The sequence below is a fragment of the Streptomyces sp. ISL-98 genome (genome assembly GCF_018614055.1).
In the GTDB taxonomy this organism is placed as follows: domain Bacteria; phylum Actinomycetota; class Actinomycetes; order Streptomycetales; family Streptomycetaceae; genus Streptomyces; species Streptomyces spiramyceticus.
The window spans coordinates 1-9835 of record NZ_JAGGPB010000010.1 but is presented as its reverse complement, the minus strand read 5'-3'; the positions used below and the strand labels follow the sequence as shown (position 1 = coordinate 9835).

The following is a 9835-nucleotide window of genomic DNA, read 5'->3' as shown; positions in this document are numbered from 1 at the left end:
AAGTCACTGGTATTGAGGCTAACCTCGATCTTTCGTGACGGGTCGTCGGATTCTCCGGTGGCCCGTTTATGTTTGTCGGGTCGGTGGCGGGTAGGCCGATGGCCCGGCTGTCGCGTCGGGTGGGCGCCGGGTTCCACGGCTCCGGTGGTGGGTGGTGGTGCTACTCGTTGGGACGGGTGGTCGCTGTTCGTCAGCCAGGGTTCGGGAGGGCGTCGAGCCGCCGGATCGCGTTGGTGATGACGTCGGTCCAGGGCCAGTGGCGTGTGAATCTCAGGTGCCGGCGGCGTGCGGTGGTGACCAGTTGGGCCGCGGCGGAGAACAGTCGCAGCCGCAGACGGCGGGGCTCCCATAGCCTCGGTTTGCCGGTCAGGGCGAGCATGGGCAGCCAGGCCAGCAGGTCGAGCGCGAGCTGGACGATCTCCAGCCAGATCCGGTTCTGAGCTGTCTCGTGCAGGGGCAGGTTCCGCAGGCCGGTGGCGCGCGCGTTGCGGATGCGGTCCTCTGCCCGGGCTCGCTGGCGGTGCCGCAGTTCGAGTGCGGGGATCGGGGTGTTGGTGGTGTTGGTGGCGAACGCGGTGAGCCGCAGTCCGTCGGCGTCGGTGAAACGCAACTGTGCGCCGGGGTGCGGGCGTTCCTTGCGGACGATCAGTCGCATCCCCTTCGGCCAGTCCTTGAGGCAGTCGCCGTCCAGCTCTGCCACCCAGGCGCCGTGCCGGATCTCACCGCCCGGTTCGACGACGGGCGTCCAGGCGGAGGCGGGGATCTTCAGGACGGCCTGATGGATGGCGTCGGTGATGGTCATGTCGACCGAGTACGACAGCCACCTCCCGCGCTTCGCGAGCCAGGCCACGAACTCGTGGGTGCCACCGCCGGAGTCGGTGCGGATCAAAGTGGAACGGCCTCGCCGGTGTCGCTTCGGGAGCTGGACCAGGGCGATTTGGGTGGCGGTGATGTGGTCGGCGGCGGTGTTGGAGCCGGCGTTCCCGGGCCGCAGCAGGGCTGCCACCGGCTCTCCAGTGCCGCCGCGTCCGTGGTCGACGAAGCCCATAAGGGGGGCATCATCTGATGCATAGGTAAATCTCAGTTCCTCTTATGGTTTATCGTGATCGTGTGAAGCTTTCGGAGTGGGCGAAGCGGGCTGGTGTGCATTACCAGACCGCATGGGAATGGGCGAAGGACGGCAAGATGCCGGTCCCTGTCGTCCAGACCCCGTCTGGTTCGTGGCTGGTCATCGAGCCGGAGCAGACCGAGGCCGGCCGTGTGGTGGCGTACTGCCGTGTGTCCTCGGCGGACCAGAAAGCCGACCTTGACCGGCAGGTGGCGAGGACCGTCACCGGGGCGACTGCTCGCGGTCTGGCCGTGGCGGAGGTCGTCACCGAGATCGGGTCCGGGCTGAACGGGAAGCGGCGCAAGCTGCACCGTGTTCTGGCCGACCCGGCTGCCCGTGTGATCGTTGTGGAGCACAAGGACCGGCTCGCGCGCTTCGGAGTCGAGCACCTGCAAGCCGCGCTGTCCGCGACCGGCCGGGAGCTGGTGATCCTCGATCCCGAGGAGAGCACCGATGACCTGGTCCGCGATATCACCGACGTACTCACGTCGATGTGCGCGCGTCTGTACGGGAAGCGTGCTGCGAAGAACCGTGCGGCCCGCGCGATGGCGGCGGCGGCCGGGGAGGACCCGGCGTGAAGAAGTTCCAGGCGCAGCCCGGGTTCGTGGTGCAGGCGTACCGCTTCGCGCTCGACCCCAATAGTGGCCAGGATGCTGCACTCCGCTCGCATTGCGGCGGGGCTCGTGCTGCCTACAACTGGGCTGTGGGCTGGGTGTCGGCGTCGTGGTGGCAGCGCAAGGCCGAAGAGTCCTACGGCGTTGCCGAAGCGGATATGACGGACTGGCGGCCGTGGTCGCTGCCCGCGCTCCGTAAGGCGTTCAACGGGACCAAGCACACCGACCCCAGGTTTGCCGCCTGGTGGTCGGAGAACAGCAAAGAGGCGTACTCCACCGGTCTCGCGAACGCTGCCGCCGCATTCGACAACTACGCGAAGTCGAAGAACGGCAAGCGCAAGGGCAAGCGCGTGGGGATGCCCCGCTTCAAGTCCAAGCACAAGACGAGGTTGGCGTGCCGGTTCACCACCGGAACAATCCGCGTCGAGGCCGACCGCTGGCACGTCACCCTGCCCCGGCTGGGCACGATCCGCACACACGAGTCCACCCGCAAGCTTGAGCGCTGTATCGCTGCGGGCGCGGCCCGGGTCCTGTCCGCGACAGTCCGCCACGAGCGGGGCCGCTGGTTCGTCTCGTTCCAGGTCGAGGTCAAGCGCGAGATCCAGCGCGTCGCACGGCCGGATGTGACGGTCGGCGTCGACCTCGGGGTGAAGACCCTCGCGGTCATGGCCGACAGCCTCGGCGAGATCCGGTACATCCCGAACCCGAAGCATTACGACACCGCCCTCAAGACGCTCAAGCGGTTCTCTCGCCGTGTCTCTCGCCGGCGGGGTCCTGACCGGCGCACCGGACAGAAGCCCTCCGCCCGGTGGATCAAGGCCAACGCCGAGCGCAACAAGGTCCACCACCGCGTGACCAACCTGCGCGCCGACGCCCTGCACAAGCTCACCACCACGATCACCAGCGAGTACGGCACCGTCGTGGTCGAAGACCTCAACGTCGCCGGAATGCTCAAGAACCGGCGCCTCGCGCGGAGGGTCGCTGATGCCGGGTTCGGGGAGATCCGCCGTCAGATCGCCTACAAGACCCAGCGCAACGGCTGCCGCTCGGTAGTCGCCAACCGCTGGTATCCCTCCTCGAAAACCTGCTCGGGCTGCGGAACAGTGAAAGCCAAACTGCCGCTGCACGTCCGAGTCTTCGCCTGCGACGCCTGCCCCCTGGTCATGGACCGGGACGAGAACGCCGCACGCAACCTCGCCGCCCTCGCGGCAACCTGCATGACTGGTACCGGAGTGGCCGCAGACCAGGGCGCGCGAGCGCCGATACCCCGTGGAGCCGACCAGAGGAACCGCGCTACCCGACCCAGCCGCAAGGCCGGGACGGGGCGGCCAGGTGGCGAAATCCCCGCACAACGCGGGACAGAAACGGGAGACCGTCAACAGGACACCACCGCCCAACTCGGGCTTTGGTGACACCGTTACGGACCTTCCTGGCCGAAAGGCCGGGATTGCTGAGATTCCCTGAGAGTCAAAGCAACGGTGGTGTCCGTAAGTCTTCTTCCAGGTTGCCGCGGCGTCCTGCTTGTCGGAGTGGGCCAGGACCAGCACTCCGTCCAGGTCCACGATCACCTGACCTGCGGCGTCCGGCGACGACGCCCCGGCCAGCTTCCAGACATGTTCGCGGACCTCGGCCCGGGCGGCTTGGATCGCGGTGAGAGCGTTCGGTCCGGCCGCGGCGAGGGTGTCGATGAGTCGGGAGACGGTCGGGTCGGAGGCCACCGGCCCGAACACGGCCCGCTCGGCCCGCAGCATCCCGACATCAGCCAGACAGTCCCCACCGAGCGCAACCGCCAGGGCCACATCCAGCAGCACCTTGCCCGGATCATGCACCGCCCGAGGACGCCGCCACCGAGCCAACGCCGCCGACATCGCAGCATCCAGACCGGCCTTGCGGGCAGTCTCGACCAGCAGCACCCCACCGGCCTGCGAGACCACCCCGCTCCCGCCACCCTCGACTCGGACACGCGGATAGAACCCGATACGCTTCTTCACTTGAAGAGTGCTTCTTTCATGCGACGACCTGGACCCTAGACAAGTCCCATCGTTGCAGGTCAGGAGCACTCTTTGCGTTTCCGATCACGTACCCGACGCCCCACCACGTGTATGCCCGAGGCTAGGTGGGCGGGAGCACCAGGAAGAAGAGGCTCAGCACTGAGCCCGGACAGCCACCTCAGGCTGCCTGGTCGCTCCGCTCAACGAGAGGCACGTCGGGGATGTCGATGTCGGCCTCGGGAAGTCCGAGGTAGGCCCGAACGGCCGCGTTGTCGCCCGTGGCGTCGGCGAGCCGGGCGGCGGCCTCGAACGCCCGCGCCTCGATGCGTTCGATCTCCTGTTGCGCGTCCTCGATGGGGTAGCCAGCGTCCTGGAGCATGCGCACGCCGGTCTCCACCGACAGAACCCCTCATGGAGGACGGCCGCTTGGTCGGTCGGCGTGTGCGGTCCCCACATCAGCCGGGCGGGCAGAGACTCCCCCGCGGGCCAGCCCTCGGCCTGCCCGCGTCTTGATCCTCTCCTGAGCCCGGCCGCTGGATCGCGCGTAGATTAGAAGTGCAGGCAGTCGCGCTCACAGGCCACGGAGAGCGTGTGATGACAGCGGACAGTGATTTCACGGCGTTCTTCGACGCAACACCAAGCCCGTACCTCATGCTGGACACGGACCTGGTGATTTGCTACGTCAACACGGCATATCTGCAGGCCACCGGCCGGGCCAGAGACCAGCTGATCGGGAAGTACTTCTTCGACGCCCTGCCGGAACGTTCCGGCACCCCCGACGACACACAACAACACCTGAGGGCGTCACTGCGCCGGGTCCTGGACACCGGGAAACCGGAAACCTTGGTGCTGCAGCGGTACGACATCCCCGCCCTCGACGAGCCAGGCGGGTTCGAGGAGCGATGGTGGTCCGAGATCCACACCCCAATTCTCGGGCCAGACGGCAAGGTGAAGTGGATCGTCCAACGGGCCGAGGACGTCACCGCCTTCGTCCACTCACGCCGGGCACGCCAGCTCACCGAGGAGTTCACCGAGCGGGAGAAAGGCATGGCAGCCGAGCTGTACGCGCGGGCCGGCGAACTGCACCGGCTGAACCAGGAACTGCACCAGGCCCACGCCCGTGAACGGCAGGTCGCCGTCACCCTGCAGGAAGCCATGCTCTCCGCCCCCGACCTGGACCACCACACCGACAACATCGCCGTGCGCTACCTGCCGGCGGCCACATCACTAAACGTGTGCGGCGACTGGTACGACGTCGTCGACCTGCCACCCGACCGCTACGCCGCGGCGGTCGGAGACGTTGTCGGCCACGGCCTGCACGCCGCCGCCGTCATGGGCATGCTCCGCAGCGCCCTGAGCGCAGTCATCCGTGCCACTCCCAGTCCCGCCCAGGCCCTGGAAGTCCTCGGTCTGTACGCCCGCTCCCTGGACGGCGCGACGGCCGCAACCGCGGTCAAGGTCCTCATCGACACCCGCAGCAGACTGATCATCTACAGCAACGCCGGACACCCACCGCCCGTCCTGCTTCACTACGACGGGACCTGTGAACTGCTGGACCAAGCGACCGATCCGCCGCTCGGCGCCCGCCTCCACCATGTCCCCCGCCCCCAGGCCGGCCTGTCCTACACCCGTGGGGACACCCTCGTGATGTACACCGACGGCCTCATCGAACGCCGCGATGAGGACATCGACGCCAGCCTGGCACGCTTGACCACAGCCCTGGCCCAGGACAGCACCCTCGCCCCAGACCAGCTGGCCGACGCGCTGCTGGCCCGCCTCGGCACCGCAGGGGGCGCCGCCGACGACATCGCCCTCGTCGTCATCCGCCTATAACCTGCGCGGCCTCTCGACAGCTCACGGCACGCGGCGGATACGTTTAGTTACGCGACCGACAGTGCGATATCCAGCAGGACCTTGCCGGGATCGTGCACCGCACGGTCCTTGCGCCACGGCGCCAGCGCCGCGTAGAACCGCACCGGCCTGGGAGACCACCCCCCGGCCACCGCCCCGCACGCGAACAGACGGGTACGACCCGATACGCTTCTTCACCTGAGGAGTGCAGCTTCCTTGAGGACGGCCAGGACCCTAGACAAGTCCAATCGTCCCAGGTCAGAGGCGCTTCTCGCCTTTTTGATCACAGCTTGGACGGCCCACTCGTGAAAGCGCGAAGCCTAATCGCTCGCTGGACTCGATGCCCTTGCGGGCGGACGCCGATGCGCTTGCCGCGGAGCCATTTCCGCAGGTGGGGGATGTCGTACGCCTTGTCGGCATGCAGGCGTTGAGCTTGAAGTGACGGCCGCGGTGGGGGTCGTGTCTCGTTTGGTGACCCTCGACCATGGGCTTCAGGGCTTCGCTGTCCGCATTCCTGTTTCGCGGTCTGGAAGCATTCCTCGATGGCCCACCGGCTGCCCGCGACACGGATCAGTTCATCGAGAGTGGTGCCGGCGGGGCAGTAGGCGATGTAGTAGGAGATCTCCTGCGGACGGATGACGCTGCGGCGGGCGATCACCCAGTGCCGGCGGTCCGGCCGGTGCCAGGGCCGCACCTCCACTCGTGCCCAGTCGAACACGCGCAGGCCGTGGGCGCCCTTCCCGCAGGAACGGTGCTTCCACTTCTGCCGCGCAAGTCCGGTGAACAGATCGTGGACGGGATGCGCGCGGAGCTGGCCGCAGCTGCCCGATCTCGCCGAGCTCCTGCGTGAAGGCGACAGATGACCAGCTCGACCTGGAGCGCCAATCAGCCCGGCATGTGGGCGGTGGCGAGGTCGCGCCCGGGGCGCGCGGTGCGGCAGAAGGCCAAATCGCATAAGCTCGGCGGTAGTTGAGCAACGCGAGGGGTGAGCATGCGCTCTGCCGTCATCGGCTCCACGGAAGGCCGGCCGATCTGATGTCCGTCCTCCCCGACCCCGGTGCCGATGACCTCGACCCCGCGTCCGCGCCCTTGGCGCCGCCCGGGGGTGACACCGTCACTCCGCGATCGCATGCGGACGCGCGTAACCGGGTGGTCCGCTTCGCGATGCCCTTGGTCATCGCGCTTGGCGGTGCCGTCGCCTCCTACGCCAGCGTCGGTGAGGGATTCGCCGGAAGCCCGTCCCTGTCCCAGGTGGTCGCGACAGGTCTGACAGCCTGCATCACCTATCTCGGTGCGGCCGCCGTGACCGACGGTGGCGCAGCGGACCCCGGTCGCGCCGACGATCCGCACGGCGTCCAAGGCGTTCCGCCGGCGCAGCAGACTGTAGCCCTCTGCTACCCGCCGGGGGAGCGGACCTGGGCGGACTGGACGGCGACGGTGCTGGTCCGCGCGGGATTCACCGTCCTGCGACGGGGCGGGCTGCCGCCGCAGGACGAAGGCCTGGAGCAAGCCGCACAGCAGCTCCTTGACGGCGCCGACAGTGCCCTGATCCTGCTCCCCGAGATCCCGCCCCAGGATCACTCCCGCTACGCCGACTGGCTGAACCAGCTGGACGCCGCTCATGAGGAGGGCGAGCCGATCGGCTGGATCCGCTATGGATCGCTCGATCTGTGGGGCGAAGGGCAGACGGGGACTTTGAATCCGCTGGAGGCGCTGCCCCACGACGCCTGTCTGGACCTGTCGTCCGGGGAACCGGATGTGGCCGCGTCCACGCTGGTGACGCGACTTCACCGGTTGGGGCTGCGGCCCGGGGGCGCGGTGACGGATGTGGCACTCCTTGCCGCCGGGCTCAGCTATCCCGCGTGGGGTGCGGTCATCACCAATTTTCCGCCGCGTAATCCTCACTTCACGGACCGTGACGCAGCCCTGGCCACCTTGTCGCGGTGCCTGCTCTCCGACGACGGCGGGCCCCGTCCCGACGCCGGTGGTCTTGTGGGTCTGCCGGGCGTCGGCAAGACGCAGACGGCGTTGGAGTTCGGACATCGCTTCGCCAGCCACTACGACGTGGTGTGGTGGGTCAACGCCGAGCGTCAGGTGTCGCTGAGTGGCCAGCTCTCCGAACTCGCCCGGGCGCTCGGGGCGGAGGAGGTCCCCGACCTGACAGTGATGCTCTCCCGCCTCTGGACCGCTCTGCGCGGGCGGAGCCGTTGGCTCCTTGTCTACGACAATGTCGAACAGCCCCCGGATGTCTCCACGATCTGGCCCCGGGCGTCGAACGGCGACGTATTGATCACCTCGCGCAACCCCAACTGGGGATCTCTGGGCGTGACCCGGGTGCCCCTCAAGGCCTTCGATCTGGACGACGGAGAGGCCTTTCTCCTCAAACGCACTCGGGAGTCCGATCGCGACGCCGCGCGGGACGTCACCGCCCGGCTCGGCGGTCTTCCCTTTGCCCTGGAGTACGTCGGCGCCTACGTGGAGGAGCGCCGTGCGTCCCTGGCCGGCTACCGAGCCCTTCTGGGTGAGGGACCGCGCCACACGTCATCAGCAGCCGACACGGATTGGTATGCCTCGGCCATGGCCACTTCCTGGAACGTCAGCTTCGACCAAGCGAACGACGAAAACCCGCATGTGCGGGCACTGCTCTCCGTCTTCTCCTTTCTGGCGCCCGACGACATTCCGAGAGACCTGATTCCCGGTCACATCGGCGTCCTGGGTGAGGAGCGAGAGGGGTTACCCGCCACGCGCGCCGAGTACGACCGCGCGGTGGCAGTCCTGGTCAGGCTGTCGCTGGTCGACGCCACGGAGGACCGCATCACCATCCACCGCCTGGCCCAGGAGTATGTGCTCAGCCGGATGACCGGTCCCGAGGAGCAGCGCTGGGCGGTCTGCTCGGCGCTGATGCTGGTGAGCGCGGCGTTCCCCATGGAGCCCCTGAGTCCGGCGTCCTGGGTGACGTGCCGGCGCATCATGCCCCACGTTCTGGAGCTCGCCGAGTCCCGCGCGGCGCACTACCCGCTGCTGCGGGAGCGCTGCCCGGCCGTGCTGGGATCCCTGCTGCTGCGTGCGGGACGCTATCTGCACCTGCGGGGTGAACACGGTCCGGCAAGGGGGCTGCTGGAACAGGCCCTCGATGTGGAGTCGTCGCGGGCGGAACCCGACCGGCTGGCGAGCGCCATGGTGCTCGCCGCGCTCGGCCGCGTCTACTACCACCAGGCAGAACTGGCGGATGCGCGCCGGGTTACGGAGCAGGCCATCGCGGCGGCGGTCGGCGAACTCGGCGAGCAGGAGCACTTCGTGGGCCGACTACGACTCCATCTGAGCCGCGTCCTAAGGGAGTTGACCGCGTTCGAGGAGGCCGAGCACCTCGCCGGTGAGGTGCTGGAGCACCTGCGGCAGTCGGACGGCGAGCGGCATCCTCTCGTCGCGGAGGCGTGGGCGACCTACGGCGACGCACTGTGGCGGCGCGGCCGTCTCCGGGAGGCCGCCGATGCCTACCGTGAGGCGCTCGAGGTTCGTTCGGCGATGCCCGGCACGCCGGCCATCGACATGGCCACCTGCCACAAGCATCTCGGCATCATCAGCCGGGAACTGGACGATCTCGACGTGGCGGAGCAGGAGCTGCGCACTGCGCGCACCCTGCTGATCGCCGACTACGGAGCCGACTACGGGGAGAACCACCGTGACGTGATCGACGTCGACAGTCATCTTGCCGAGGTCCTGCGTCGCTCGGGACGCCTGGAGGAGGCCTACGGACTGCTGCGGCGGGTTGTCGCGGTGCGGGAGGAGGAGTTCCAGGACCACCCGGATGTGGCGGGCAGTCTGACGAAGCTGGGTGCGCTACTGCGCGACCAGGGCCGCTACGAGGAGTCGGAGTCGGTGCTGAGCCGGGCCGTCGCCATGTTCGAGCGGTGCATGGGCAGCGAGCACCCGTATGGGGCCGATGCGGCGGTCGAGCGCTCCCTGACCCGGCGTGCCGCGGGAGACCAGGAAGGCGCCGTGGCAGACATCGACAGGGCGGTTTCCATCTATGCGGCACGCTACGCAGAGGGGCACCCCGACCTCGAGCGGGCGGAACGTGTGCGGCAGGAGATCGCCCCGTAGCAGCGGGGGGCCGCGCTCCGTCCTGTACCGGGGCAGTCCCGTCGGCTGCACCGATGTGTCCCCGCGGACACGACTGACTCGGCCTGACTGACCAGAGCACCAGCCGGCTGAGCGCGCCGTACGCGGCTGGATTGCCGCCCTCTACCCCTGCGCTTGCCGATAACCTC

Annotated in this window: 5 protein-coding genes and 5 pseudogenes; 4 read left to right on the top strand and 6 right to left on the bottom strand. The window is 68.4% G+C overall.

All coding sequences use genetic code 11. From position 1 onward, the window contains the following. Window positions 1–190: 190 nt before the first annotated feature. Window positions 191–1054: pseudogene (locus J7I98_RS08455) on the bottom strand (IS1380 family transposase); the annotation flags it as partial. Between the two features lie 56 nt (window positions 1055–1110). Here J7I98_RS08455 and J7I98_RS08450 point away from each other — a divergent pair. After that, window positions 1111–1686, top strand: a complete 576-nt coding sequence (locus tag J7I98_RS08450) for an IS607 family transposase (RefSeq protein ID WP_214919985.1) — start codon at window positions 1111–1113, stop codon at window positions 1684–1686. Next, window positions 1683–3134: an IS607 family element RNA-guided endonuclease TnpB gene (gene tnpB, locus J7I98_RS08445; protein ID WP_214919984.1), complete on the top strand. Its 1452-nt coding sequence runs from the start codon at window positions 1683–1685 to the stop codon at window positions 3132–3134. Before J7I98_RS08450 ends, tnpB begins: the two co-directional genes overlap by 4 nt. 66 nt (window positions 3135–3200) lie before the next feature. Here the strand turns inward: tnpB and J7I98_RS08440 are convergent. Together J7I98_RS08440 and J7I98_RS08435 are read right to left on the bottom strand one after the other, a co-directional pair. Next, window positions 3201–3713, bottom strand: a pseudogene (locus tag J7I98_RS08440) (transposase); the annotation flags it as partial. A 178-nt stretch (window positions 3714–3891) separates the two neighbouring features. Continuing rightward, window positions 3892–4098 (bottom strand): hypothetical protein, encoded by a 207-nt coding sequence (locus J7I98_RS08435; protein ID WP_214919983.1) that lies wholly within the window; start codon window positions 4096–4098, stop codon window positions 3892–3894. A gap of 209 nt (window positions 4099–4307) precedes the next feature. Between J7I98_RS08435 and J7I98_RS08430 the strand changes: the two genes are divergently transcribed. Next, the gene (locus J7I98_RS08430; RefSeq protein WP_214919982.1) at window positions 4308–5546 is read left to right on the top strand and encodes a PP2C family protein-serine/threonine phosphatase; all 1239 of its coding nucleotides are present in this window, start codon (window positions 4308–4310) and stop codon (window positions 5544–5546) included. A gap of 50 nt (window positions 5547–5596) precedes the next feature. Here J7I98_RS08430 and J7I98_RS08425 read toward each other — a convergent pair. The 3 pseudogenes from J7I98_RS08425 to J7I98_RS08415 all read right to left on the bottom strand — a co-directional run. Further along, window positions 5597–5762, bottom strand: a pseudogene (locus J7I98_RS08425) (IS1380 family transposase); the annotation flags it as partial. 120 nt (window positions 5763–5882) lie between these two features. Next, window positions 5883–6071 (bottom strand): annotated as a pseudogene (locus J7I98_RS08420) (IS5/IS1182 family transposase); the annotation flags it as partial. Beyond that, a pseudogene (locus J7I98_RS08415) lies at window positions 6070–6366 on the bottom strand (IS701 family transposase); the annotation flags it as partial. The pseudogenes J7I98_RS08415 and J7I98_RS08420, both read right to left, overlap by 2 nt. Before the next feature lie 233 nt (window positions 6367–6599). Here J7I98_RS08415 and fxsT point away from each other — a divergent pair. After that, entirely contained in the window at window positions 6600–9668 is a 3069-nt protein-coding gene (gene fxsT, locus J7I98_RS08410) for an FxSxx-COOH system tetratricopeptide repeat protein (RefSeq protein ID WP_214919981.1), read from the top strand. Window positions 9669–9835 lie beyond the last annotated feature (167 nt).